The organism is Streptomyces sp. NPDC014864 (assembly GCF_043081525.1).
In the GTDB taxonomy this organism is placed as follows: domain Bacteria; phylum Actinomycetota; class Actinomycetes; order Streptomycetales; family Streptomycetaceae; genus Streptomyces.
Window position 1 is genome coordinate 1 of record NZ_JBIBWT010000006.1, and the last position, 24,541, is coordinate 24,541.

General features: G+C 69.1%; 30 protein-coding genes and 1 pseudogene. 20 read left to right on the forward strand and 11 right to left on the reverse strand.

Annotated elements, in window-relative coordinates:
* Positions 1–504 precede the first annotated feature (504 nt).
* From ACF1A5_RS12385 to ACF1A5_RS12405, 5 genes and pseudogenes are all read left to right on the forward strand, one after another.
* Positions 505–744, forward strand: coding sequence for a chaplin (locus ACF1A5_RS12385; RefSeq protein ID WP_392192792.1), 240 nt, complete (start codon positions 505–507; stop codon positions 742–744).
* A 242-nt stretch (positions 745–986) separates the two neighbouring features.
* Positions 987–1,265 carry a hypothetical protein gene (locus tag ACF1A5_RS12390; protein ID WP_392192793.1) on the forward strand — a complete coding sequence of 93 codons (279 nt, stop codon included), beginning with the start codon at positions 987–989 and terminating at the stop codon, positions 1,263–1,265.
* A gap of 98 nt (positions 1,266–1,363) precedes the next feature.
* On the forward strand, positions 1,364–1,879 hold the full coding sequence (locus ACF1A5_RS12395; protein ID WP_392192794.1) for a hypothetical protein: 516 nt from the start codon (positions 1,364–1,366) through the stop codon (positions 1,877–1,879).
* Positions 1,880–2,056: 177 nt separating this feature from the next.
* Entirely contained in the window at positions 2,057–2,716 is a 660-nt protein-coding gene (locus ACF1A5_RS12400; protein WP_392192795.1) for a tyrosinase family oxidase copper chaperone, read from the forward strand.
* Between the two features lie 33 nt (positions 2,717–2,749).
* Positions 2,750–2,914 (forward strand): annotated as a pseudogene (locus ACF1A5_RS12405) (tyrosinase family protein); the annotation flags it as partial.
* Between the two features lie 547 nt (positions 2,915–3,461).
* On the opposite strand, the gene ACF1A5_RS12410 reads toward ACF1A5_RS12405, so the two are convergent.
* Positions 3,462–3,983 (reverse strand): hypothetical protein, encoded by a 522-nt coding sequence (locus ACF1A5_RS12410; RefSeq protein WP_392192796.1) that lies wholly within the window; start codon positions 3,981–3,983, stop codon positions 3,462–3,464.
* 474 nt (positions 3,984–4,457) lie between these two features.
* Between ACF1A5_RS12410 and ACF1A5_RS12415 the strand changes: the two genes are divergently transcribed.
* From ACF1A5_RS12415 to ACF1A5_RS12440, 6 genes are all read left to right on the forward strand, one after another.
* Entirely contained in the window at positions 4,458–4,778 is a 321-nt protein-coding gene (locus ACF1A5_RS12415; RefSeq protein ID WP_392192797.1) for an ArsR/SmtB family transcription factor, read from the forward strand.
* Positions 4,775–5,185, forward strand: a complete 411-nt coding sequence (locus ACF1A5_RS12420) for an SRPBCC domain-containing protein (protein WP_392192798.1) — start codon at positions 4,775–4,777, stop codon at positions 5,183–5,185. The genes ACF1A5_RS12415 and ACF1A5_RS12420 overlap by 4 nt, the downstream gene beginning before the upstream one ends.
* A 244-nt stretch (positions 5,186–5,429) precedes the next feature.
* The gene (locus tag ACF1A5_RS12425) at positions 5,430–5,654 is read left to right on the forward strand and encodes a hypothetical protein (RefSeq protein ID WP_392192799.1); all 225 of its coding nucleotides are present in this window, start codon (positions 5,430–5,432) and stop codon (positions 5,652–5,654) included.
* A gap of 16 nt (positions 5,655–5,670) precedes the next feature.
* Positions 5,671–6,483 carry a hypothetical protein gene (locus ACF1A5_RS12430; protein WP_392192800.1) on the forward strand — a complete coding sequence of 271 codons (813 nt, stop codon included), beginning with the start codon at positions 5,671–5,673 and terminating at the stop codon, positions 6,481–6,483.
* 579 nt (positions 6,484–7,062) lie between these two features.
* Positions 7,063–7,293, forward strand: a complete 231-nt coding sequence (locus ACF1A5_RS12435) for a hypothetical protein (RefSeq protein ID WP_392192801.1) — start codon at positions 7,063–7,065, stop codon at positions 7,291–7,293.
* A 347-nt stretch (positions 7,294–7,640) separates the two neighbouring features.
* A complete protein-coding gene (locus ACF1A5_RS12440; RefSeq protein ID WP_392192802.1) occupies positions 7,641–7,937 on the forward strand; it encodes a GYD domain-containing protein in 297 nt (98 codons plus the stop codon).
* Between the two features lie 316 nt (positions 7,938–8,253).
* Here the strand turns inward: ACF1A5_RS12440 and ACF1A5_RS12445 are convergent, their stop codons facing one another.
* Positions 8,254–8,562 (reverse strand): hypothetical protein, encoded by a 309-nt coding sequence (locus ACF1A5_RS12445; protein ID WP_392192803.1) that lies wholly within the window; start codon positions 8,560–8,562, stop codon positions 8,254–8,256.
* Between the two features lie 627 nt (positions 8,563–9,189).
* Here ACF1A5_RS12445 and ACF1A5_RS12450 point away from each other — a divergent pair.
* Positions 9,190–9,948, forward strand: coding sequence for a DUF6928 family protein (locus tag ACF1A5_RS12450; RefSeq protein WP_392192804.1), 759 nt, complete (start codon positions 9,190–9,192; stop codon positions 9,946–9,948).
* Here ACF1A5_RS12450 and ACF1A5_RS12455 read toward each other — a convergent pair.
* A complete protein-coding gene (locus tag ACF1A5_RS12455) occupies positions 9,945–10,130 on the reverse strand; it encodes a hypothetical protein (protein ID WP_392192805.1) in 186 nt (61 codons plus the stop codon). The two genes, ACF1A5_RS12450 and ACF1A5_RS12455, sit on opposite strands and share 4 nt — an antisense overlap.
* A 388-nt stretch (positions 10,131–10,518) precedes the next feature.
* Between ACF1A5_RS12455 and ACF1A5_RS12460 the strand changes: the two genes are divergently transcribed.
* Both ACF1A5_RS12460 and ACF1A5_RS12465 read left to right on the forward strand, forming a co-directional pair.
* The gene (locus ACF1A5_RS12460; protein WP_372496954.1) at positions 10,519–10,602 is read left to right on the forward strand and encodes a 50S ribosomal protein bL37; all 84 of its coding nucleotides are present in this window, start codon (positions 10,519–10,521) and stop codon (positions 10,600–10,602) included.
* Positions 10,603–10,724: 122 nt separating this feature from the next.
* On the forward strand, positions 10,725–11,231 hold the full coding sequence (locus ACF1A5_RS12465) for a hypothetical protein (protein WP_392192806.1): 507 nt from the start codon (positions 10,725–10,727) through the stop codon (positions 11,229–11,231).
* On the opposite strand, the gene ACF1A5_RS12470 is transcribed toward ACF1A5_RS12465, so the two are convergent.
* The 3 genes from ACF1A5_RS12470 to ACF1A5_RS12480 all read right to left on the reverse strand — a co-directional run bounded on the left by ACF1A5_RS12470 (position 11,173) and on the right by ACF1A5_RS12480 (position 15,572).
* Positions 11,173–11,979, reverse strand: coding sequence for an IS5 family transposase (locus ACF1A5_RS12470; RefSeq protein WP_392192807.1), 807 nt, complete (start codon positions 11,977–11,979; stop codon positions 11,173–11,175). The genes ACF1A5_RS12465 and ACF1A5_RS12470 overlap by 59 nt on opposite strands.
* Positions 11,980–13,374: 1,395 nt before the next feature.
* A complete protein-coding gene (locus ACF1A5_RS12475) occupies positions 13,375–14,580 on the reverse strand; it encodes a cytochrome P450 (protein WP_392192808.1) in 1,206 nt (401 codons plus the stop codon).
* Complete coding sequence (locus tag ACF1A5_RS12480; RefSeq protein ID WP_392192809.1) at positions 14,577–15,572, reverse strand: DUF1259 domain-containing protein; 996 nt, start codon at positions 15,570–15,572, stop codon at positions 14,577–14,579. The genes ACF1A5_RS12475 and ACF1A5_RS12480 overlap by 4 nt, the downstream gene beginning before the upstream one ends.
* Before the next feature lie 479 nt (positions 15,573–16,051).
* On the opposite strand from ACF1A5_RS12480, the gene ACF1A5_RS12485 reads away from it, so the two are divergent.
* On the forward strand, positions 16,052–16,369 hold the full coding sequence (locus tag ACF1A5_RS12485; protein ID WP_392192810.1) for a hypothetical protein: 318 nt from the start codon (positions 16,052–16,054) through the stop codon (positions 16,367–16,369).
* A gap of 730 nt (positions 16,370–17,099) precedes the next feature.
* Here ACF1A5_RS12485 and ACF1A5_RS12490 read toward each other — a convergent pair.
* From ACF1A5_RS12490 to ACF1A5_RS12510, 5 genes are all read right to left on the reverse strand, one after another.
* Positions 17,100–17,723, reverse strand: coding sequence for a hypothetical protein (locus tag ACF1A5_RS12490; RefSeq protein WP_392192811.1), 624 nt, complete (start codon positions 17,721–17,723; stop codon positions 17,100–17,102).
* A gap of 929 nt (positions 17,724–18,652) precedes the next feature.
* A complete protein-coding gene (locus tag ACF1A5_RS12495) occupies positions 18,653–19,090 on the reverse strand; it encodes an NUDIX hydrolase (protein WP_392192812.1) in 438 nt (145 codons plus the stop codon).
* A 15-nt stretch (positions 19,091–19,105) separates the two neighbouring features.
* Positions 19,106–19,591: an NUDIX domain-containing protein gene (locus ACF1A5_RS12500; RefSeq protein WP_392192813.1), complete on the reverse strand. Its 486-nt coding sequence runs from the start codon at positions 19,589–19,591 to the stop codon at positions 19,106–19,108.
* 18 nt (positions 19,592–19,609) lie between these two features.
* The gene (locus ACF1A5_RS12505; protein WP_392192814.1) at positions 19,610–20,824 is read right to left on the reverse strand and encodes a helix-turn-helix domain-containing protein; all 1,215 of its coding nucleotides are present in this window, start codon (positions 20,822–20,824) and stop codon (positions 19,610–19,612) included.
* Positions 20,825–21,058: 234 nt separating this feature from the next.
* A complete protein-coding gene (locus ACF1A5_RS12510) occupies positions 21,059–21,430 on the reverse strand; it encodes a GntR family transcriptional regulator (protein ID WP_392192815.1) in 372 nt (123 codons plus the stop codon).
* 150 nt (positions 21,431–21,580) lie between these two features.
* Here ACF1A5_RS12510 and ACF1A5_RS12515 point away from each other — a divergent pair, with 150 nt between their 5' ends.
* From ACF1A5_RS12515 to ACF1A5_RS12535, 5 genes are all read left to right on the forward strand, one after another.
* Complete coding sequence (locus ACF1A5_RS12515) at positions 21,581–21,937, forward strand: hypothetical protein (protein WP_392192816.1); 357 nt, start codon at positions 21,581–21,583, stop codon at positions 21,935–21,937.
* A 2-nt stretch (positions 21,938–21,939) separates the two neighbouring features.
* Positions 21,940–23,295: an FtsK/SpoIIIE domain-containing protein gene (locus ACF1A5_RS12520; protein WP_392192817.1), complete on the forward strand. Its 1,356-nt coding sequence runs from the start codon at positions 21,940–21,942 to the stop codon at positions 23,293–23,295.
* 80 nt (positions 23,296–23,375) lie between these two features.
* Positions 23,376–23,582 carry a hypothetical protein gene (locus ACF1A5_RS12525; RefSeq protein WP_392192818.1) on the forward strand — a complete coding sequence of 69 codons (207 nt, stop codon included), beginning with the start codon at positions 23,376–23,378 and terminating at the stop codon, positions 23,580–23,582.
* Between the two features lie 2 nt (positions 23,583–23,584).
* Positions 23,585–23,857, forward strand: a complete 273-nt coding sequence (locus ACF1A5_RS12530; RefSeq protein WP_392192819.1) for a hypothetical protein — start codon at positions 23,585–23,587, stop codon at positions 23,855–23,857.
* Positions 23,854–24,528 (forward strand): DUF2637 domain-containing protein, encoded by a 675-nt coding sequence (locus tag ACF1A5_RS12535; protein WP_392192820.1) that lies wholly within the window; start codon positions 23,854–23,856, stop codon positions 24,526–24,528. Before ACF1A5_RS12530 ends, ACF1A5_RS12535 begins: the two co-directional genes overlap by 4 nt.
* The last annotated feature ends 13 nt before the right edge of the window (positions 24,529–24,541 follow it).

The following is a 24,541-nucleotide window of genomic DNA, read 5'->3' on the forward strand; positions in this document are numbered from 1 at the left end:
CGGCTGGCTGCACACCTACAATCACCACCGCGGACACACCGCGCTCAAGGGCCAACCACCCGCCAGCCGCGTCCCCAACCTCACAGGGCAATACACCTAGGGCGGTTCGCCCACGCCGGTCCGCGCGCCGGGGGAGCCGCCCCAGGCGCGCGGACCCTGGGATTCGGAGTGCCGGCACGGAGACCGACGGCGGGGTGGGACGGAGGGACGCCCGCGGAATGGGAAGCGTCGCCCGAAGGGGCACGGGAGGAAGGGCAGTTCGAGATCTCCCGTCGTCGGCCGGGGCGGCCGAGGGCCCGGTCGGCAAGCGCGGGCCGTGAGATCCGCAAATCTAGTGGCAGTGTGGAGAATTCCACCAAAACATGACAAGCGTGTTGCAAATGTGAAGGTGCCTTTTGGCCGAGATCACCCCTTTGGCGGCACAACTCCCCGGCACGCCAAGCGTTGACTAAGCGCCGGGCATCCGCCCGGGTGTTTTGCGTCAACCCCAAGGAGTACCTCTCGATGTCGCGTATCGCGAAGGGCCTGGTCCTTACCTCCGTCGCCGCCGCGGCCGTCGCCGGCGGTGCCGGCCTCGCCTCCGCCGACAGCGGGGCGACCGGTGCCGCTGCGCAGTCCCCGGGCGTGCTGTCGGGCAACGTGATCCAGGCCCCGATCCACGTCCCGGTCAACGTCTGCGGCAACACGGTCAACGTCATCGGCCTGCTGAACCCGGCGTCCGGCAACGCCTGCGCCAACACCTGACGTCCGCGCGTCCGCTGGGCCGGCCGTCCTCCTTCGGGTCCACCGTGGGAGGGCGGCCGGCCGCGTTCCCGACCCCGGTCGGGCCCAGGGGGCCGCGGCCGCCACCTCCTACGAAGTCATATGACGGCTTCGTATGACGACTCGGCCATCCGGCGCCCCGGGGTTTCCGTCCCCCGGAGGGCTCGTTAGGCACGGCGACGAAGACACCTCCGGTGACGCACGTCGCCGAAGAAAGGAACACGATGAAGTCCTTGAAGGCCGCCGCCGTCATCGCCGGGTCCCTGGTGGTCGCCGGCGCCGCCGCGCCCGCGTTCGCCCAGGGGTCCGCCGACCTCGCCCCCACCAGCCTCAAAGACGGCGTGAACACGCTCACCAAGGGCCCCATCGACGTGATGCCGCTGAAGCACCAGTCGGACGCGCTCGACACCGAGAACAAGGGCTCGGTGCTCAACACCGTGAAGGGCACCACCACCGACCTGAACCGCAACTCGCTCCTCGGCGGCCTGCCCCTGAAGGGTTGAGGCGGCTTGCCGACGCGCGCGGAGCCCCGAGCCCCGGGTGTCCGCCCCCGAACCCCTGACGATCGACCTCTGTGTACCTGAAAGGGACCGTAGCTGAGATGAAGTCGACCACCCGAGGAACCCTCGCCGCCGTCGTCACCGGCCTCGCGGCCGCCGTGGGAGCCGCGGCGACCCCCGCGTCCGCGGCGGGCGCGGTGCCCGTGACCGTGCCGCTGAACGGTGCGGAGAAGGCTCTCGGCACGGAACTGCCCGAGGTCGGTGGAGAGATCCCGCTGCCCGCGGCGGCCAGGCCGGAGGCCCCGCGCTTCGTCACCGGACGGCTGCTGCCGGAGCGGACGGTACCGCAGGTGCCGTTCAACGGCGGCCTGCCCGGTCTGGGCGCGCGGGCCCCGCTGGCCCACGTGCTCGGTGACGGTTTCGACCACGTCGGCGTCGCCGCGCCCGCCACGCCCCTGCGCACGCTGACGCCCGGCCTGTCCCTGGACGCCCCGCTGACCGCGCCGAACCCGGCCGGCTCCCACCTGCCGGACCTGAAGCAGCCGGAGATCGGCGTTCTCGCCCCCGTGCTGCGGACCGACCCCACGGCCGCCCTGACGGCGGGGACGGGCCGGTAACGGCCGCCACCGGGAGGCCCGTCCGGTAACGGCCGTCACCGGGACGCCCACCCGGTGATCCACGCCGGTCACCGTCCGTGCGGCGCGTGGGTGTCGGTGTGAGGCGTCCGGCGGTGACCGTGGGCGGCGTTCGGCGGTTACGTCTACGGACAACCGAACCGGACGAGGAGTCAAACCATGGACGTCAGCGTCGGCGGAGCACCGGTGGGAGCTGAAGCACCCCTGGACACGGCGGAGTCGGCGGGTGCACAGCCGCAGGTGCACGGGCGGATCCCGGCGGGCGCCGGGGTCGTACCGGTGGGCCCCGCGTCCCGCGCACGGGTGGTCCGGACCCGGCGGGACGTGACCCGCGGACTGCTCGCCTCCACCGTCGCCGTCGCCCTGGCGCCGGTCGTCACCGCCTCCCGGCCGCCGCGCCCGGAGACCGATCCCTGGGCCGGGCCGGGCGACCTCTCCTTCGGCGAGACCTACCGGGGCCGCCGTATCGAAGGCGTGTGGGTGCCCGAGCGCGGCACCCCCGGCGGCGGGCAGTGGCACGTCACCGTGGACGGACGCCCGCTGGACCTGATGCGCCGCGCCGACGGCACCTGGCTGAGCGTGGTCGACCACTACCAGTCGTACCGCACGCCCCTGGAGGCGGCCCGCGGCGCCGTCGACGAGCTAGGCCCCGGTGAGGAGCTGCGTGACGTGGCCCCCGGGCCGATTGCCCCCATGTCGGTGATTCCGGGACCACCTGCCGCACCCCGCACGCCGGTGGCGCCCGGCACGACGGGCACGGCCGGGGCGCGGGACGCGGGGCCGCCGCACGCGGGGGGCCTGCATGGCGTACACGCGTAGAGACGTCAGTACGCTCACGGCGAGCGGTTCCTGCGCTGGCAGCGCCGCCCCCGCGAGGCCCGCCACCTCCCCGCCTCCCCACCGGGACCGGGCAACGCCCAGCACGGCCGCATCCTCGCCCGGCACCGGAAACTGCCGCCGTGGGACGTGACCCCGGACGCCCTGGACGACGTCGGCCGGATCTACCGGTACGCGTGAGGCGTATCGGGGACCGAGATCCAAGGGCGAGCCACGGCGCCCTCGTTCGGGTCTCGGACCGGAAGACGGTGGGCAGAAGCCGTTCCTCGTGCCGGGCCGGTTCACCGCGGAGAATCCGGTGCGGGTTGTCGCGGATGCCCGTGCCGTGCCCGCGCGTGTGGTCGAGCGGACGGACGACTGGCCTGCCTTCGGGCGGTGGCCGCAGCAGCTGCCCGCCCGGTTCGTGCAGCGCTGCGCGCCGGAGCCCGCGGAGCCGGGTCCCGGCCTGTCGATCGGCGCTCCGGCCTTGCTGCGGAAGTGGCGGGCGAAGAAGCCCGAGTGGAAGGCGCTCTTCAGTAAAGAGCCCGCTGTACGGCGGCGATCGGAGGTCGGACCGTGTCCTTCAGGAGCGTGAGCGCCGTGCCGCCGTCACACGCGAGGGCGGCCGACGCGCCGGCCGACGTACTGCAACGCCCCACCGCAGATCAGCATGAGCAGGCTGCAGGCGAAGGCCGTAATGTCGCCAAGCCGGCTGCGCCGTCTCCTGACGTCGGTGCCACGGTCACGATCACTGCGTGGCGGGGTTGCTGTAGTCGTTGAGAAGGGGGCTGTGGCGTTCGGTGAGTGGGCCGACGCCGAGATCTTCACGCATGAGCGTGCGCATCTCGGCGGCTGCTGTGCCGCGTGCCTCCCAGCGTGCGCGATCCTCTGGGCTGCTGACAGCCGTGCCCTCGACGTAGCCGTCGCAGATGCTTCGCAGGCAGTGGAACACGTTGTTGGAGGCCCTGACGACGGGTTGGGGCGCGATGAGCCACATCCGTTCCGATGCGATGGCTATGCCTGAATCCCGAAAGGCTTGGCGCAGCGCGAGCGTCCGCTGGTCGTCGGAAGGGTGCTCTCGCTCGGCCAGGGCCCGCAGGCTTTCCCCGAGGACCTTCACGGTGGTGGTGTACTGCGTGTAGATGTCGAGCCGCAGCCGAAGAGCTTCTTTGGCGTCCTCGTGCTTCCACCGATTCCGATCGGCGATGAGAGTGGCGACGATGCCGATCGCGGCCCCGGCCAGGGTGGAGAGCAGTGGCAACCAGTCCATGCGGGCCAGCTTGGGCCATCCCACGACGGCGGCGCCAGGAGGGTTTCGAGGACGAATCAGTACCGCCGGTGCCGAGACCATCCGACGCTGACCCGTAACCAATCTCCCAAGACAGCACAACTGAGGCGGGGGAGCGAGTGTGATGACGGCCCCGGCGTGCTCGTAGGCCCTGGGCTCGCTTCTGATGGACTCCCTGAAATCCCCCAGTGCTCCCCGCCGGTCGCTGTCCGATCGTGCACGCCGAGGGCACACTCGGGGCCCTCCCACCTTGCCCTGGCTGCTCCGCGACCATCCAGCCAGGGTGACGCCGCGCAGAGGGAGAAGGCGGCGTGGTTCGTCGTTTCGTGCTCGTTGCTGCCACGCAGCCGAGCGTGACCGGCTGGGGCGAGCCGTCCGGATCGTGATCGGATCACCGCCACCGTGACGCGTCGGAGTTTCTTGACGCGTCGGATTCTTCCGACGCATACTGAGGTCATGCCTACCGACGTGTTCGGCGTGCTGGCAAACCCAGTGCGCCGCAGACTGCTTGAAAGCCTGCGCGAGGGGCCTCGCTCCACGGGGGAGCTGGCCGGCTTGTTCGAGCTCGGGAGGCCTGCGGTCTCCGAGCACCTGGCGGTGCTCCGGACCGCTGGACTGGTGCGTGAGGAGCCACGCGGCCGGCACCGCTTCTACCACCTCGAACCGGCCCGGCTGGCCGAGGTGAGTGAGTGGCTGCACCCGTTCGAGCACTACTGGCGACAGCGCATGGACGCGCTGTCCGATCTCCTGGACGAAGAAGAAGGAAACAGCAAATGACCCCGATCGACACGATCACCTGCGAGAAGTCCCTGCCCCACCCTCCGGCGGCGGTATGGAAGGCCCTGGCCGACCCCGCGCTGCACGCCCGCTGGTGGGCCGCAGGCGACGTCAAGCCGGTCGTCGGGCACCGCTTCACCCTCGACATGGGCACCTTCGGCCACCAGCCCTGCGAGGTGACGGCGGTCGAGTATGAGCGCCTCCTCGCGTACCGGTTCGCCGAGGGGACCCTCGACACCACCATCACCTGGACGCTCCACCCGCAGGGCGAGGGCACCCGACTCGTCCTCACCCACGCCGGCTTCGACCTCGACTCCCCGATGGGCCGACAGGCCTACGAGGGCATGGGGAAGGGCTGGCCCCACGTCTTGGAGCGCCTCGACGCGGCCCTGGCCGAGTCCGCCTGAGGTGCACGCGACCCGAGCATCCTCATCGGTTCCCCGTGCGCCCGGAGGGCACCGATCGCCCAGACGGCAACGGGCATCCCGGCTCCGACGACACCGCGGTGCGCTGCTGAGGGCCAAGCCCACCCGCTTCGCACCCGCCGCCGTGCGCACCGCTCTTCGTGAGCCGCGCGCACCGCTCTTCGTGAGTGGACGTTCAACGCGAACCGGCGTTCGCGTGCGCCCCGAGACGTGGTGCCGTCCTCAGATGGTCGAGCGGAACTCCCTGCCCGGCTCGGCCTGGGAGGACCCGGAGAAGGCCGACCAGGTCCTGCAGGCAGTCGACACCCGCCTCGACGGCCGGCACGCGGCGGTCTCCTGCCAAGGGATCCAGGCAGGAGCCGGACGCCGGAGGCCGAAGAGCCACCGTCTGGACGCCCACCCGAATAGTGATCATGCTGTGACCTTGTTGTATACACCTCAGAAGCCCTGACGAATACGGTCTCGCTGTGTCTAGCAACGAGCATCCACGTCCGTATCACCCCAGACCCGACGGCGACCAGTGGAACGCGGTGCGCAACGACCACTTCGTGCAGTGGGCCGGCATCAAGGAAGGCCCGGTTCCCGCCCGGAAGCGTGCGTGGCCCCGGAATACCGCGCTGGCCGTAGCGGCGGCCGCCGTGGTCACGGCCGCCCTCCTCGCAGTGAGTTGCACGACCTCGTCATCCCCCGAACGCGAAGCCGCCGCAGCCGCGACGACAACGGCCGCGCCCGCACCGCGAGCCTCAGCGACGGCCGCTCCCGCGGCGGAGCGGCCAACAATCCCCCTGGCCGAGGCGTTTCCGGTCCATGTGGCGGACGGCAACGGTGGCACCTTCACCAGGCTGGGCCGGGCCACGCTGAAGTCCTGCACCGAGCCCGACTCGGTCGGGTCGGCACTGGCCGCCGAGATCGACGCCGGCAGAGGGTGTCTCGGCGAGGAGATCGCTCTATACAAGGACACGCACAACAACCAGTTCAACCTGGCCGTCTTCACAATGCGGGACCCCCAGGAGACGGTGAAGCTGGTGACCCAACTGTCCATGAACTTCAACGACTACGAGGTCGCCGCGCAAGCCCCACCGCCCGGATCCGGCCTGCCGACCCTGCCGGCCAACAGCGGAATGGTGCAGGCCTTCACCGGACAGGGCCGCGCCATGGTGGCGGGACTTGGCCAGTGGTCGGACGGCCGGACGAGCGAGTATCAGAAGCTGGCAGATCGCTTGGAACCGCTGCTCAAAGCGGTCTCGAAGAACGTCGCTCGCTACGAGACCGCAAATTGAGCCTTTCGACGCACCACTTCCCCCACCTCTCGTCCCGTGTCCAACTTCCTCACCTCACCGAGCCGTCAGCGCTGCCTTCGCTGCCGTGCGACCACTGCATTTGGGCTGAATGCCGGCATCCTGGACCAGCTCCTCCTCCCACAACTGCTCGAGCAGCGGCAGGGCCACCTGTTCCTGACCTGCTCTCCAGGAAGCGTCGTGCCCGGGAAGAAGTTCCCTGCCGCGAAGACCGCAAGACGTACCTCCTGCGGTCACGGGCCTCTTCGTCCCGAAGCAAGTCGCCGGAGCGCCCTCCCATAGGTGGGGTACCTCTCACCTGCTGCGATGGTCCGCAGGCGTCCGCGCTCGTCGGCCCCCGCCTGTCGGCGCTGTCACGCAGTCAGGCACTCACCTGAGGCTTGCGCGTGTCTCCCGACGGGCCCTGCCCCCAGGGACCGAGCGGGCCAGCGCGCTGAGTACGAGGCAAGCGGTACCGAGGAGGAAGAACGCGCCCATGGCGATCACGGGGCCGCTCATCGCCCGCCATCGCCGCCTGCAACAATGCCGCGATGGGCGCTGGTCGCCCGCTCGCGGAGGGGAATGGCGTTGATCATTCGCGGCGTGATCGGTCTGCTCCTGCTGCTCGCAGTCAGCGCCTGCGCGGCGGTGGCATGCGGTTACCGCGGTGTTGACGTGTGGGTTTGGGACTGGGCAGACGCGCTGCGCACCCCGTACGGAAATACCTGGCGGAGCCTTACCACCATGCGGATCTCCTTCGGGATCCTGGGCGTCATGCTCCTGGCAGGACCTTTGCGAGCGCTGGTGAGCTGAACCCAGCCCGCCCCAGAATTCCTCGGGCACGCGCCGCACACTGGCTGACCGGCGTTCCGCCGGGTTGGGCACGAGAAGGGCACGGGCTGCCATCGACCACCCCTCTACGAGTTCGATCCGCGATAGCGCCAGCCCGGATCGCCACGGCTGTATGAGTGCACTACTCCGCCGAGAACCGCGGCGATCCGCTGGTGTCCGCCGTCGTTGATGTCAGGCGTGGATGTCAGCCTGCCGCACGATGCCTGCGGTCGCTCGTGGTGCTCGTTCGGGTGCGTACCTCGTGCACGTTCGAGCCCAGGTGTCCAGGCTTGACCTCAGTATGTGTCTTCTCGTGAAGGTGAAAGAACATGCCGACGTACGTCACCTTGATGACCTGGACCGATCAAGGGATCCGAAACTACAAGGACACCGCCAAGCGCGCCGGGACCTTCGATTCAGCACTACAGAAGCTCGGGGCGAAGCTCCTGAGTATCTACTGGACCGTCGGTCCGTACGACGTCGTGGCCATCGTCGAGGCGCCTGACGACGAAACTGCCGCCGCAGCACTCCTGCAGCTCGGTGGGGTGGGCAACGTCCGTTCCACGACGCTGCGGGCCTTCGGCCGAGAGGAGACGGAACGCATCATCGCCAAGACGGCTGGCTGACGACCACCACACACTGCAGGCGATGGCGTTCGGCGAGCCGGCTCCGCAGCCCGCTACGACCCTCCTGCCTACTGGCCGCAAGGTCAATGAGGGCTGGTGGGCCGGCCAGTCGGCCCGTGATGGGCATTTGTGGTTGGCTGCGGTCGTGGCGGTTGCTGTACTCCGCTGCCGTACCGCAACCGCTGATCCGACGTCCTGGCGGGACTTACGGTCCGTCTTTCGACGGCCTCGTTCACGTACCGACTCCGTCAACCATCACGGGCCATGCGCACGAAAGGGGTTCGGCAATCGGCGTGAGTGCCGAACCTCTTCCGGTTTACCGTCCGACGGTAAGCGCCCAGCGGACCTGGGAAGGGGCCGTCACGCTCACGGTGCCGTGATCACGGGCGCGCTTCAGGGCGAGTTGGTTGAAGGTACTGCTGACCTCCCCATCCACGCATTCGAGAGGGAAGCTCAGCCCGACCGGTTCCACGGTGACGGTCAGGGTTCCCTTGCCCTGGCAATTCACGAGGACTGACAGCGGTCCGGCCTTGATTCCGCCTCGGATCTCCAGCTCTCGATTGCCCGTAGCGTTCACGGCCTGCGCCACAACCTTCCCCTCAGGAAGCACCGGCGCTTTGGTCACAGTCTCCCCAGGAACGTTCTCAGCGCGCTCTGACGTCGGCGAGCTGGTCGGAGAGGTTGTGGACTGGGGCGGCGACGTATGAGGAGAAGGCGTGGCCTGGTCCTGATCGCTGGTGCAGCCCGCCAACGCGACCACCGCTGTGAGTCCCGCGATGGCCGTCAATTTTCTTAGCTTTCCCACAAGTACCACCCAACGCGATAGGGGGAGTAGCTGACGACCGTCTTCTCGGGGGAGACCGTGCAATTCGTGGGCATCTCAATCGCCTCGTTCGTCCGCAAGGGCGCCGTCGGTTGAAAACGCTGGTGCCGCCAAGAGCGCCACAGCAGGCGGCCCGCTCATCCTCGCAACGGGGTGAGCGGGCAACAGGTAGGGGGCTTGATCGTCCCGCGTTACTTCTTCTTGCCCTGGGTGTGGTCGGGGATCTTGGTGAGCTGGGTCTTTGATGGTCAGGGGCGGTGGGATCGTGCGCCTGATGGTCGTAGTTGGTCGTCATTGGCCACTGTTGAGCGGCCCCGGACGGCCCAGGGACGGCCCAGTCAGCAGGCCCTCGGGTCTCGTCATCTCGCGTTGTCGGTGGGGGCGGCTACTGTTCAGCCGCCGACGAGAGCCACAACCTGGGGAGGGGCTTTGGGAGCCAAGACGGGTTTTCTGGTGTACGCCGACGGCGACGTACCGGGGCTGCTGCGTGAAGCGGGCCCAGTGGACCTCGCACGCACGGCCAGCATGATGCGGCGGCTCTACCCGGGCTGGGAGATAGAGGAGAGCGAGGGCTCGACTCTCTGGGACGGCGTATACCCTCCGGAAGGGACGGCGTACGCGGCGAGCTGGCCCGGCCTCGAGATCATAGGCGACCAGAGGGTGATGATCGACTTTCCTTCCCAGCTTCCGGAACATCTCGTTGCGGCGAGCGTCGGCCGGCGGCTCGTGCTGCACACCATGCACAGCGTCGTGGACTGGCTCGCGTTCGCCGTGTGGGAGGACGGCCGACTCGTCCGCTCCCTGAGCCTGTCCCCGGACAGCGGCATCATCGAGAACATCGGCGAACCACTCTCCTTCGAGCTGCCCTACTGGGCCGGAGACCGCCCGGCCGACGTCATTCCCTGGCCGGACGAGGACGAAGACCCGTACCCACTGCCGTTCCACCCCTTGGAACTGGGCGAAGACGCACTGCGCGCACTCTGCGGCTTTGTGATGGAGAGCCGGCCCGAGCCTGACGACATCGATACGGACAGCATCCGACTGCACGGCTTCCGGGTCTTGGACCTGAACGGCCCTGGTCCCGCGGAGCGGGAAGCGGCGTTGCAGAGGGCCGCGGAGGCCATGGGCCCACCGCGCTTCTTCTCTCTTGGCCCCGACGGCTCACTCATCGAGCGCGACGGCCTCTAGCGCGGGACTTCTTCGTCCCGAAGCAACTTGGGCCGCATTGCTTCGGCGAGTGCCTGATGGACTGTTGCGAACGGCTGCCCCGCATGTGAGGTGCGAGTCCGGCTGACCGCCCGCTCGATCTTCGCGAGATGGGCCGCCACGATCGGCATCGCCTTGTCGTCCTCGCTGGGGTCCACGGCCATGGGCCAAGCCGATCAGCGCCGACTGATCGAGTCAAGTCCGGCACCGAGCCATCAGCTTGGGAAGCTTGGGTCATCTACGGCCGGTTGCGGCGATGACCTGTGGCGGAGTGGCTAGGGCACCTGACCGGCCGGCGACCTGGTCCCCGCCATTCCCCGTGGTTCCCCGCACGACCTGGCACAGTTCTGGCACGACCTGCACAGCGTCTGACCTGCGGCTGGCGACGCTGTGATCGAGCGGCTGGGCGGCTTCGACGTGCATTCGACAGAAGCCAGTGATTGCTCCGGGACGGGGGCTGGGCTATGTGCGGTGCGCCCGCGGCACCGCTGATGCGGACACTCCGGGCCGGACCTAGACTGACCAACGCATAGAAAGTTCCGAATTAGGGAGATGTGCACCGTGGCTAAACGAGGGAACAAGCGACGTGGCCGTAAGAAGAAGAAGGCCAATCACGGCAAGCGCCCCAACGCCTGAAAAGTCGTTCTCTTTCCGAACCTCGTGTGCGGATTCTGCCGGTCAGGCATGGGGTGGTGGCCGTCGCGGGAGCCTCGACTCGTTGATCAGACGAGTTGCCGTGGGGGTGTCGGATGCCGTCGATGCGGGCGGTTCTGGAAGCGCGGCGGAAGGCCGCGGTCGTGCGGGTGGAGGAGCTCGAAGCCGAACTCGAACGGGTTCGGGCGGACTTGGCGGACGCCGAAGAAGTCCTCAGGCACCGGGCGATCGGGCTCGAGCAGTATCTGGAGGCACTGGCCGAGGAGGAACAGCCTGCCGAGACGGTCGTCGGGGTGTCACAGAGGAAGCCGGTCGGGCCTCGACGCGCCGTGCCGCATCGGGAGAACGCGGCCGGACTCGAGGACCTGTCGGTGGACTATCAGGCGCTGATGGCTGTCGCCGCGGAGGCCGGAGCCGAGGGACTGGGTGCCAGGCGGGCGGCCGTGGTACTCGGCTGGGACAGCGCGTCCGCCTCGCGCGTCGAGGGGGCGAGGGCTCGCCTGAAGAGGCTGGTGGAACGGGGCTGGCTAGTGGAGGCGAAGCCGGGAAAGTTCACGATGCCGCCGTCCGAACAGGTTGATCATGTCGGGCGGCCAGACGGCGGTTCATGAGTGCGATCATCGACCAGCGGATGACGGCCTCGCTCGTGTCGGTGCGTCGTTCGTAGTCACGGACCAGGCGCCGGCTGCGCAGGAGCCAGGCGAAGGATCTCTCGACGACCCAGCGACGTGGCAGGACCTCAAAGCCGCTGGCATCGTCGCTGCGGCGGACGATGTCGAGGACGACTCCGAGATGCTGGCTGGTCCAGTCGATGAGGTGCCCGGTGTAGCCGCCGTCGGCCCAGACTCGCGCCAGTCGCCGGAAGTTCTTCTTCGCCGCGGGCAGAAGCGTCCGGGCGGCGTCCCGGTCGGTCGTGGAGGCCGGTGTGACCATCACGTCCAGCAGGAGTCCGAGCGTGTCGGTGAGCAGATGCCGCTTGCGCCCGTTGATCCTCTTGCCCGCGTCGAACCCGCGTGAGGCGTGGGCGACGGTGGCGTCCGCCTTCACCGACTGCGAGTCCACGACCGCGGCGCTGGGTTCCGGGCCGCGGCCCTCACCGGTGCGGACGGCCTCACGGAGCCGTTCGTGCAGCTCGGTCACGAGGCCCGCATCCCGCCAGCGGACGAAGAAGGAGTAGACACGCGGCCAGGGCGGGAAGTCGGACGGCATCGCCCGCCACTTGATGCCGTTGTCGACGAGATAGCGCACCGCGTCGATCATCTGCCGGTGGCAATAGCCCTCCGGCCGGCCACCCCGGCCCGCCAGCCAGCCCGGAACCGGCAGCAGATCCCGAACCAGAGCCCACTCGGAATCGCTCATGTCCGAGCCGTACCGGGGCCGGCGATCCGGCCGGTCGGCCGCGTTCCCGAACCTGTGGGCGAGACAGTCACACCCACGAGTGGACGAACTGGACTCGGCAACCGCGACCACGCGACACTTCGACAACAGGGCCTCTTGCTTCTCGCTGGACTCGACATCCGCGAGCTACCAAGAGGCCCTTCCTTCATGCCCTGACGTCAGCCAACTCACCCGATCAAGGAGCCCGTTCGAAGCAGACCGAGCACACGAGCGGATAGAGAACGGCCAGTGAGCCAGACGGCCGAGGGGGCCCATGTCTGCGCCGTCCGAATTGGGGTAAAGACTGGGATCCCGCAGCGGTGCGGGAGCACGGCAAAGAGCCGGACCGGACGAGACCGAGGCCGGCTCTTGGGCGACCTTGCAGAGTCGGGCGGTTCGAACCCGCGCGCACGGCTCCGAAGGGCCCTTCGGGCCGCTGAGGAAGTGCTGGTCAGGGCCTCGGAAGGGGTCAGAAGACCGAGATTCAGTCCACGGATGGTCCAGCGTCCAGTGGAGCCTGGTACCCAAGCGTCCCGCCGCACGGATGAACGGCGGAACGGAGGATTTCGCAGGGCTCGCCCAGAGTCGCCAAGGTTGCCACGTCAGGTGTGACCGGCAGGGTCTAGACCAATCCGGTAAGCCTCGCAACGGCCTACACGGCAACCAGCATGCCAGCGCACGCGACTCCCGTGATCATCAGAAACGCGAGGCGAAGTGTCCCGTCACCCGTTCGATCAAAGCCACGTTCTAGTGGGGAATCAGCCGCAGATTACGCATCTCGATGAAGGGCACGCAGCTGTCGTGGTGGCTGTCCTTACTGGGGATCCTCGCTTCTCGGGGGCGCTGCAACTTCCTCTCGATGAAGAGGCGGCGCATGATTCAGCAAGTAAGTGGACGCAGGCGTGGCGTGAGTGGAAGCGCGACGTAGAGAAAGCGATCAGAGAAATTCTCCCGAAAGCTGCGTAGGTTCGACGTAGAACCATGGTTGCTCGGGAACTGGAAGAAAGAGTGGGTCTTGTTCCTCGCGCGCCTCTACAGGATTAGGGCAGCCCAAGGCACGACGTTGAGGCCATTTTTTCGAGGGTCGCGCCAAATGGCTGCCCTCAAAGCCGCGGAGTTGGCCGCTCCAGCCACAGGGGGCCGGGTCTCGTGCGAGGTCCGCAGTCCCGGCCGGGTGCGCATGAGCTGCTGCTTCGCCGCCTCCCGGGCGGGAGCGATCCAGCGGGCCCGGGCCCGCGTCCTCACGGCCCGTCCGGCACGGCCGGCCTGAGGGCTTTTCCGGCGGGCCGCCGCCGGGCACCGCTCGTATCCGCGCCACAGCGCGAGGGCCACTTCCGGGAGCGCCCCGGAAGTGGCCCGTTCGCGGTGCGGGCGTGTCTACCAGGCCACCGGCAGCTCCAGCGGGAAGCGCCGGATCGTCTTCGTGTCCCAGCGCAGCTTCTCCGGTGGCACCGCGAGCCGCAGTCCGGGGAACCTCTCCATGAGCCGTCCGATGGCCACTTCGAGCTCGGCCATGGCCAGCGGCATGGCGATGCACCGGTGTCCGCCCCAGCCGAAGGTCATGTGCGGGGCCGTGGGCCGGTCCGGGTCGATGAGGTCCGGGTCCTGGTAGCGCTCCGGGTCGCGGTTGGCCGTCAGGTAGGACACGTGGACGAAGTCGCCGGCCCGGATGTGGGCGCCGTCCAGTTCGACGTCCTCCAGGGCCACCCGGGGGATGCCCACGCCCTTGCGGAACGGGATGCAGCGGAGCATCTCGTGCAGGACGTCGGTGAGGCCGTCGGGGCGCCGCCTGAGCCGGTCCATCAGCTCGGGTCGCGTCAGGAGCAGGTAGGTGATGTCGCTGATCTGGCAGGTCGCCGTGTCCTGGCCGCTGAGCGCCAGCCCCATCGTCATGACCGCCAGTTCCCGGTCGTCGAGCTGTTCCTCGCCGTCCCGGGCCGCAGCCATCACGCTGATCAGGTCGGGACCGGGCGTGCAGCGGCGCTGCTCGACGAGCTTGGCGAAGTAGGCCGTCAGATCGGCCTTGGCGCTCGCGGCGACCTCCTGGTTCTCCTCGCCGACGACGAGGAGCTGGTGCAGGGACTCCTGGATGCGGGGCCACTCCCCTCGTTCGATGCCCAGGAGGTCCAGGACGGTGTGCTGGGGCAGCGGGTCGGAGAGGTGCCGGACCAGATCGGCCGGCGGGCCCTGCTCCTCCATCTCGTCCAGCAGGTTGTCCGCGAGCCGGACGATCCGGGGCCGCATCGCCTCGACCTGCTGCTGCGTGAACGCCTGCGAGGCCAGGTGGCGGACGCGGTTGCTCTGCGGCGGGTCCATCACGTTGATCGACTCCGGCGAGACGATGGGCTCCGGCGTCATCCGCGGATAGTCCCGACCGATGATGCCCGCCCTGCTGAAGCGCTGGTCGGTCGTCACCTGCTTGACGGACTCGAAACGTGTGATCAGCCAGGCGTCCGCGTCGCCGTAGGGCAGCCGGATGCGGGCCGGGGATCCGCGGCGCATGAGGTCCGAGAGTGCGGGGTCGAACTCCAGGGCTTCGCTGTGGTCGAACGGGCAGGTGATCGGCTCGTCGTCCGCGGTCATGGGCTGGTTCCTCCGGGCATGGGTACGACGTCGGTGGTGTCCACGGCTCGGCGCAGGGCCATGGCGAGCGCGACGGCGTCGCCGACGGCCCAGTAGTGGACGAAGAACAGGCGCGGCTCGTCGGTCAGGTGGTGGTGGTGCAGCTCGACCAGTTCGATGCCGCCCCGCCGCAGGGCCACGAGCGCGGGCTGGACCTCGCCGGCGGTCATCACCAGGTCACCGCTGACGGCCGCCCTGCCCCCGCCCAGCGGCTGGAAGTTGACGGAAGTGGTGGAGCCGAGCCCCGGGGGCAGGATCAGATGACCGTCGGCGACGGTCTCGCGGCGCACGTAGGTGGACTTGTAGACCACGCCGTCGGGGACGCCCTTGACGCCCATGACGGCGTCGATGGCGGCGGTGTCCAGGTCGACCCGCGGCGCGGGGGCGGCCGGTTCGGGGGGCGGAGTGCCGGTGCGGTCGAACGCGGCGCGCAGGCCGCGGGCCACGGCGACCGGATCGTGCCCGTGGGCGTGCACGTGGAGCCACCAGACGTCCGGCTCGTGGGCGAGCAGGTGCTTGTGGATCGCGGTCTGCATGATGTCGTGCTGCTGCAGGACGTCGGTGACACACTGCAGTTCGTCCTCGGTGAGCACGACGTCGCCCATCAGGAGCGTGCTGCCGTCGGCGTACCGGACGAAGGACACGTGCGTACCCAGGGCCAGCGCGGGGTCGATCCGGACGCCGTGGGAGAACACCCTGAGATCCCGGCGCGGCAGACCCGTGTGGTACATGAACCGCCGCATGTCACCGGGCCGGCCCAGCGCCCTGCCCACGTCCACCCAGTCCGCCGGCGTGGTCATCACCGGCGCCACCTGGGCGCGGCCGTGCGGCCCTGACAGGGCCCGGGCGTCGGGGACCCCGGCGAGAACGGGGGCCACCACCGCCGCGGTCAGCAGCTTGCGCCGGGACGGGACGAGCGGGGGGCGGGTGCGGTGTGATCGGTCGTCAACCATGTCGTATGCCTCCTGGCCCGATCGAAGCACGCGAAAGCGCGCAGACCGGCGACCCGCACCGGCACACCCCGCCGGGTGGGCTAATGGGCCACCGCACAGCCGCTGTCCACACCTCAAACCCGCCTGGCGCGCCATCTGCACCTGTCAGCACGCCACGTGGTCGGCGTAGCGACTTTGGCCGGGAGTTTCAACGACCGAGTCAAGGCTGTGGCCGCCCTCCACCGGTGAGGGCGGCACCTCGTCCCGGGGGTCGTCTGTGCCTGAGCCGACGAAAGTCAGCCACGACGGTGGGCATGCCGACTGATCAGGTGCCCGTGTGTCTCGCTGCAGCCCCGCCGGCCTCGACCACGTTGTCTGTTTGGTGGCCTCGGGCTGAGTCAAGCCGTCTGCGCGGTGGGCGGGGTGGGGGATGAAGGCCCGGTCGTCGCGCAGGAGGGCCCACAGCACGCTGGTGCGGCGTCGTGCGAGGGCGATGAGATTTGCTCTTCCAGGGTGAGTGCGGCGGCATCCTCGCCGGTCCCGTCATCCGACGGGCGTGGCGCAGCGCGCGTAAGGCCGTACTGTCCCCGCACGTCTACGAGTCGCCCACCGGGCGGCGTGTGTACGACAACCGGAACACGCGCCCGACGAAGTGGCTCAACGACGGCATCCCGCCCGCGCAAGTGGCGGAGTGGGCTGGGAACAGCGTCGCCGTGCTCCCGGCCACATACGCACGCTGCATCGACGGCCGGCTGCCTGGTCCGAAACTGCGGCTGGAAGCCGCGGGCGACCTGCCACAGATGCCGGGCGCCGGCTGAACCCCGGCCGAGACTTCGACGTGTATTCGACACAGCCACCCGCGAAAACCCGGTGACAGCCGGACAGCCCCGGAACCTTCCCTTGATCGTCGAGGGAGTGCCCGGGGCTCAGCCGTGTCGAGTGCCACCCGTTCTGACCAGCAAAAAAGCCCTCCCGAGGGGAGGGCTCCCAGTGGCGCCCCCGGCAGGACTCGAACCTGCGGCCAAGCGCTTAGAAGATGCGGGCACGCCTTGGTGAGGCGATCGGCTCCTCCCTTGGGATCGCCGTGCCGGGCTGTCGGGTGCCGCTGCCGTCCGTCGTCGTTGCCGTCAGCGCTGCCGTCACTGCCGTCGGCCGCGGAGTCGTGTGACCACCGCTTTAGGAGAGCGGGTGGGGCGTCGGGCCGGTGACCTGCTGCTTCGGGGGGCGAGATGGCGGGCACGGATGCGCGCGCCAGTCACCCTTGTTGACCGCTGGTGACCCCTGCATCTGGCACGGCTGTGGCACGGCGACCTCTTCGTCCCGAACTACGGGCGCGGCTGTTGCTGAGGGCTGCTGAGGTGGTGAGGCGGCCGCCCCAAGCCGACAACGGTCGGCTTCAGTCACGTCGGTTGCTGTACTTCTGTGCTGTACCGGGCAGTCCGGAAGGGTCGGTCGCGCGTGGCCGGCCGGATCCGCGGTGGACGCTGGCCCGGGTGAGCACCGTGATCGAGCGGCGCTTCCACGTGGTGACGTGGCCCAGCTAGAAGATCAGCTCACGCGATACTTGCTGAGCACGTGTATCACCCCTCCCATCAGGAACTTTCCGCGGCCGCCCAACACCCCGTAGATCTCGACGAAGGCGTCTATCGAATCCGGCACTGCCGCGATCCGCACGGTGAACGTGCGTCGGCCGGTCAGCCGGTGGCTGTACCACGCATCACGCTCGACGTCCGTTCCCGACAAGGCCGCCTCGACGACCTCCCATTCGGAGTCCCCGAAGTCGTGCTCGGCGAAGTGCGCCAACACCTCGCATAGGGGCCGTAGGTTCTCGCCGTATATCCGCTGCTTGTCCATGGCGCGAGTCTCGCCAACCGAGTGGGGGTGGATACCGTCCCAGACTCCCAGGCGCACGAGGCGGCGCTGGCGGGCTCTTTCGAACCGGGCGAACAACGCAAACCATCCGCCGAGCAGCATGCCCACGCCCAACGCGGGCAGAACGTCGCCCTCGAAGACGAGGATGAAAGGGCCCCAGAGGAAGATCCCTGCCACAAGCCAGACGACGAGTGGCCGCCTCGCTGCGAACATCTGAGATCTGGTCGGAGGTCGTTGTCCTCCGAGGGCGCGGTCGAAAGCCCAGAACGCACGCGCCAGAGCCCCACCCTTGATCGCCATGTCGGGATGGTAGCCCGTCCCCCGCTACAGAAGTAGGCCCCGACCTCCGCATCGCATCGTTGTTCTACCCGAGCCGGAACTTAGCTGGTGAGACGGGGCAACAGCCATCCGATGCCACGAGCCCGAGGTGGCCTAGTCGGCGCTCACCGTCTCCCTCCTGGCGGAACCATGCCTCGCGGTCGGCGTAGCGACTTTGGCCGGGAGCTGCTTTGGCGCGAGTGATCATGGCCCCGTAAGCTTCCGGCGCGTCGGGCAGTCTGTGGACCTGCCCGGTAAAGCACGACGTTGGGGCCATGATCTTCGAGGCTCGCGCCAAAGTGGCTGGCTAAAGTCGCGGAGCCGACCGCCCCAGCCACGACGGGTTCTGTCCACTCTTCATGGCCGCGTCCGCCGTCCGGCCGGTGGCCCGGTGCGGGATCAACGGGCCGTACGTACGTCCGCGCATCTGGCAGCGTCGGCCCGCATGCCGCCGCCACCACGATCCGGCCTCTTGCGGTATCACAAAGCGTCTTTGACCTGCCCCGTTGGGGATCGCCGTTCGTCCTCCGTGCCCGTGTTGGAATGTGGCCGCTGCGGGCGGCGACGGGCGGGCGGCGACGTGCGCCGGTGGCGAAGACATGGAGGCGGCGCGGCGGCGACCGGCCGGCGCCGCCGCGCTTGGCGCGGCCCTCGGTTGATCCGACCTACTGGTGTGGGCAACCGGGTGGAAAGGGGCGTGACGTGGCCCCGGACGCGGGGCGTTGGGGTCGAGCTGCGGTTGCGTCTTTCCTCTCCTGAGGCCGGATCGTGGTGGCGGTGGTGTGCGGGCCAGCGCGGCCGTTGATGCGCTTGGGCGGAGTGTGCGGCGGTCGGGTTGGCGGTGATCGACGAGGAGCCGTCGGCCGCCGGACGAGCGAGCGCAGCGAGCCTTGATGAATGTAGGGAAAGTCTTATCCCGCTGGGATGAGCTGCCTGCCGTCGTGGCTCCTCACGTGGGGGCCGTTGCTGTCCAAGGCATCCAGGACTCTGATCGCGAAGACCTCCGACATGTGCTGGCGGATCTCGTCGGGCGTGCACCAGTCGACGGCAGTTGACTCACTGGATGTGCGCTCGGTGCCGGCCGCTGGCTTGCAACGGAAGACCAAGGCCACGACGCCGAGCTTCATGTTCTTGTAGACCCCGGTCAGTTGCTGGACCTCGACCTTGATGCCGGTCTCCTCGAAGACCTCGCGTATGACGCCTGCCTGTGGGGCTTCGTCCAGTTCCAGCACGCCGCCGGGTGGTTCCCAGGTGCCGTTGTCGGCTCGGCGGATGACGAGGATCCTGCCGTCTGCGCGCACGGTGATTCCGGCAACCGAGACCGAGTGTCGTGGGCTCTCGACCGGCACTCGCCCATCCTCCCGCTACGCCGCCATGTCGCCCGGCGCCTGGCCGTGCTCGAGGTACACCGGGGAGCTCTTGGCGCGGGCCTCGATCGCTGCCAGGATCCGGCGGGCCAGTCGTGGGATGGTGCGGTCTGGGATCTCGTGCGGGGGTACGAACCTGACGGCCTTCAGCTCGTCTGCCTGCGGGCGGATCCGCTCTACGGCCTCGGGGGTGAGCTGGCCCCCGTCGAAGAGGTAGAGCACCTTGTCGCCTTCGGTGGCGTTCGGTGCCCAGTCGACGGCCAGGAGGCGGCCGAGTGCGGGCGTGATACCCAGTTCCTCCTGGACTTCGCGGGTGGCAGCGTGGAGCGGTGATTCGCCGGTCTCGACGTAGCCCCCGGGGATGTCCCAGTAGTCCTTGTAGGTGGGCTCGACCATGAGGACGCGTCCGCCGGCATCAAAGAAGAGCGCACCCGCCGCCATGCGCGGATGCGCCATCTTCGCTTCGTGCTCGTTCGCTGCCATGCAGCCGAGCGTACCCAGTTAGACCACGTGCAGCCGGTCGGCGAGGCCTGCCATGGTCTGGCTCGGTCGTCCGCGGTGGTTGCGTACCCACGTGAGGACCAGTTCGCGTGCGAGGTAGTGGCTGCGTACCTGCTCAGGGGCCCAAGTCTCCGCTTCAAGGATCATCGCCAGGGCGTCGTCGACGCGGTTGTGGGCGCTGAGTGCGCGGGCTACCTCGATGTTGTGGCGTGTCCGCCGCTCCGTCGGCAGGCTGCTGGTGTCGATCCGCGGGCCCAGGTCGGCGGCGATCTGCATGTCGCCCAGCTCGGCCGCGGTGGCCACGCGGTGGATGGCGACGTTGGTCGGGCCAAAGGCTGTCCACATGTGGTTGGCGTCCCGTCCGAGCTTGCGGGCGGCCTGGTCGGCCTCGGCCAAGAACTCGCGGACCATCGCACGGTCGTCAGCACGGGCGGCTGCCATAGAGCCAGCAAGGAAGAGCGTCCCGTAGATGGAAAGGAACTCCGGGGTGGCGTCCGTCAGCCCTGGGCGGAGGTGGTCGGCGGCATCTCCGACGAGCTGTACGGCAGCGTCGAAGCGACCGGTCGACAGGAGGCAGTGAGCCACGGAGCGGAAGAGGGACCCGGTCACCGCCGGATTGCCGGACTGCTGCGCCGCTCCAAGGCCCCTGTCGGCGGCGATCCACGCTAGATCCACCTCGCCGACCTTGCCGAGGACCATGGCGGCGCTCTGGTACGTCATCGCCAACAACTCGTTGGCCTTCTCGCGGTCGGGGCCCTCGTACGACTGCGCCGCGATCAGCGCGTCTGCCAACACCAGGGGCAGACGGTGGGTCGCGAAGCCGTAGCGAGATGCCTGGTAGGCGTCCAGCACCTCGGCGACGCTTGTACGCAGTTCGTCCAGCGGGGTCGGACTGCCTTCGGTCGGCAGGCCCAACAGGGGCGTGAGCTGGCGATAGTTCATCAGTGCCGAACGGAGCGCCGGCACCGTGCGGTTCCCGCTGTCGGCTGTCCAGTCCATGAGCGTCGGCTCGGCGAGCAGGTCTCCAAGCGACACGTCGAGTGCGTCGGCCAGTGACTTGATGACCGAGAGTCTGTCCAGCTCCAAGCGGTTGTTCTCGGCCTTGCTCAGCCAGTCGACCGTCCGGCCGACGCGCCCGGCCAGGACCTCCTGGGAGATGCCGCGCCGACGGCGGTACCAGGCCACTCGCTCACCAATCGTCAGGTTCGTCGTCATTCCTCGCATGGGAAGAGCGTCCCCCCGTCTATCTCTACGGCCCCGGAAGGTTTTTCCGGGGTGGTGAGTCCGTCCAGTCCTAGCGTTGTTGACAGGCCGATGGGCTGTCAGATCGAGAGGGCAACGGAAGGGCCGAGACCGTGCTGACCCCGGCAGAGAAACGGGAACTGATCGACCAGATAAGGGGACTTGGTGAGGAGCTGGCAGACGTTGCGCGTCGTGCCGACGACCTGGTCAACGTCCTTGCGCCTGCTGCCGAACCAGGTTCTCCAGCTGGTCCATCCGCTCAGCGAGGCGGCGCACGTCCCGGCGAACCTCCGAGAGGTACTCCGTGATCTGCTCGAACTCGGGGCTGCGTTTCACGGGGCTGCCCTCACCCGGCATCGCGGCAAAACTTCCCTTGCCCTGGTGAGAGACCGCGAAGCCGTCCTCGCGCAGGCGTGCGATGGCCTGCCGGGCAACGGTGCGCGACACCGAGTGGTCCGCCATCAGTTTCGCCTCTGACGGCAGCTTCTCTCCCGGAGCGAGCTCCCCGTCGCGGATCCGGCGTTTGAACTCGTCCGCGATCTGCAAGTACGCGGCCCGCCCGGCAGTGAAGTCGGCCATAGCCCCTCTCCGTGGTTGTCGTACCTAGTGCAGCACATCGCGCCGACAGGCGTCGAGAGAACCACTTGACACACCAAGTAAGACAAGTCCATCCTCTAAGCCAAGCTGACGTACTAAGTACGTCAGGCTCATCGATCCAAGGAGCGCGTAATGCGTCAGATTCCCGTCGACACCTCCGGCGCGACCGTGATGGTCGCCAAGGCTCCGCAGCCGAAGGTCAAGGACCGCCGTACTGGTGAGATCGCCACCGACGTCGAGACCGGCGCGAAGATGATGACGGTGGACGTGATGTTCGCGGCGAACGACGAGGTGGAGATCCTGTCCATCGCCGTCCCGGAGCCCGGCATCTCCGGTGAGCTGGCCATGGGTACACCGGTCGCGCTGACCGGGCTGATCGCCCGGCCGTGGGAGAACGACTTCAACGGCCAGAAGCGGCACGGCATCGCCTTCCGCGCGGTTGCTGTGACCTCTCTGGCCGAGGCCGCTGCGACCTCTCAGGCGGCCTGATCATGACCGGTTTCACGGTCGCCCTGGTGGGGGTCGTCGCCGCTGCGGGTCTCCTGCGGTGGCGGCGCCCCGCCTGGTACTGGCTGACCTTCGGCGTCACCCTCGCCACTCTGCGGGTCCTGGTCCGCTACGCCACGGTCATGGACGCCTGCGGGCTCACGGTCTCGCCCTCGCGGTGGCGGCTGGCGTTAGCCCGGGCCACGAACCGGCCCGTGCCGGCCTCCCGTCCGCCGCGGATTCTGCGGCTGCGGCCAACGCGGACCGGCCTGGTCCTCAAGCTCAAGCTCCGGCCCGGTCAGGACGCCTTCGACGTCGCCGCCGCCTCGGACCGGCTCCGCCACTCGTTCTCGATGTACGGCGTCACCTCGCGTGAGGTCCGCTCGGGTGTGGTCGAGGTGCGGATGACCGGCTACGACGTGCTCAAGCGGGTGCAGATGCCCGCCAAGGTCGATGCTCGTCCGATGCGGGTTCCGGTCGCGCTGCGGGAGGACGGCTCGGTGCACTACCGCGACTACCGGGCGATACCCCACGGCCTCACCCTCGGAGCCACGGAGTCCGGGAAGTCGGTCTACCAGCGCAACCTCGTCGCCGGGCTCGCCTCACAGGACGTTGCCCTCGTCGGGATCGACTGCAAGCAAGGGGTCGAGCTGTTCCCGCTGGCTCGCCGGTTCTCCGCCCTGGCCGACAACCCCGACACCGCCGCCGAACTCCTCGATTCGCTCGTGGACCGGATGGAGGGCGTCTACCAGGTCATCCGCGCCGAGCAGCGCATCACCGCCGACGTGCCGGACGCGGAGATCGCCGCCGACATCTGGGACCTGCCCGACCACCTCCGGCCGACCCCGGTCGTGGTCCTGGTAGACGAGGTCGCCGAACTCGCCCTGTTCGCCTCCAAGGAGGAGGAGAAGCGGCGGGACCGCATCATCACCGCCCTGGTCCGCCTCGCCCAGCTCGGCCGCGCGGCCGGCATCTACCTGGAGATCTGCGGGCAGCGCTTCGGCTCCGAACTCGGCAAGGGCATCACCATGCTCCGCGCCCAGCTCACCGGCCGCACCGCCCACCGCGTCAACGACGAAACCAGCGCGAACATGGCCTTCGGCGACATCTCCCCGGACGCCGTCCTCGCCGCCATCCAGATCCCCGCCGAGATGCGCGGCGTCGCCGTAGCCGGAGACTCCACCGGCGGCTGGCACCGTATCCGCGCCCCGCACACCTCACTCCGCCAGGCCGTCAACACCTGCAACCGGCACGCCGACCTGACCCCGGAACTGCCCGAACTCGCAGCCTTCCGGCCCGCCCTGTCCGGTACCCCTGCGGCCCCGGTGCCACTGTCCAAGACGGCCCCGGCCACGGCCTGACCTTCCCCGCTCTCCGGTTGGCGTGACCGCCTTCGCGCCAGGTCCCTACCCCCGCCATGCCCGATGAAGGGAGAACCGGCATGTGCCCCGACTGCGAGGACTTCGCCCGCACCGTGCTCCTGCTCGGCCAACTCGCCCTCTACGCCGACACCACCGGCGCCGACCTCGACTTCGTCAACACCATCAGCCCGTCCCTCGCGGCCTCGCTGCCCGAGCCCCCGCCGGGCACCTTCCCGCCCGGCTACGACCCGAACGACGGCCCCGACTACCCCGGAGAGGGGCAGTGAAGATGTCAGAGTCGCTGACCGGCCTGGACGATCTCACCCCGGACGACTTCCTTCGCCGACTGGCCGCCCTGCGCGAGCAGCGGGACCAGCTCGACCGGCTCGTCCGCGCCTACCTCGCCTATGCGCGGGAGTTCACCGGTCCCCGGCCCTACACGCTGGCCTCGCTCGCGTCGGCGGCAGGACTGTCGATCTCCGGCGTCAGGACCGCCTACTCCGCCGCTGACTGCACGGTTGTGGCGCGCTGCCTGGGGCGTCCCCCGCGGGGGCAAGCATGACGAAGGCCAATCACCCCACCCGACCGGATGCCGTCCTGGTCCAGGCCGTCATCGCCGGAGCCCTCTCCTTCGCCCACCTCCACGACCTGGCCGCCGCTGCCGGACAGGACGGCTGGAAGGCCTGGGCCTACCCGGTCAGCGTCGACCTGCTCCTGGTCGCCGCCTGGCGACGCCTCCGCTGCGACGGCCCGTCCCGGCTCGCCTGGTGCTGGTTTCTGATCGCCCTGGTCGCCTCCCTCGGGGCGAACATCGCCACCGCCGGATTCCTCGACCTGGCCGACCCGCCCGGCCTGCTCCGCCTCGGCATCGCCGGATGGCCCGCCCTCGCCTTCCTCGGCGGCACCCTCCTCGCCCACTCCGCTCATCACACCGAGCCGGTCCCGCCGGCACCTGCCCCGATCCCGGAACACGAGCCCGGCGACGTGCCCGAGCCGGTCGCGGAACCGGAGCCGGAGCCGGAGGCCACACCGGCACCGGACACGGAGGAGTCCGCTCCTGTGGCCCCTCCTGCCCCTGCGCCTGCGGTTCCGGCGGTGCTGGTCGATCACGCCCGCAAGGTCGCCGACGACTACCGCACCCGCACCGGCTCCCCGATCGACACCGACACGCTCCGCGCCCGCCTCGGCGTCCCGCCGCACCTCGCCGACGCCATCGCCGCGCACCTCGCCTGACCAGGAAGACAGA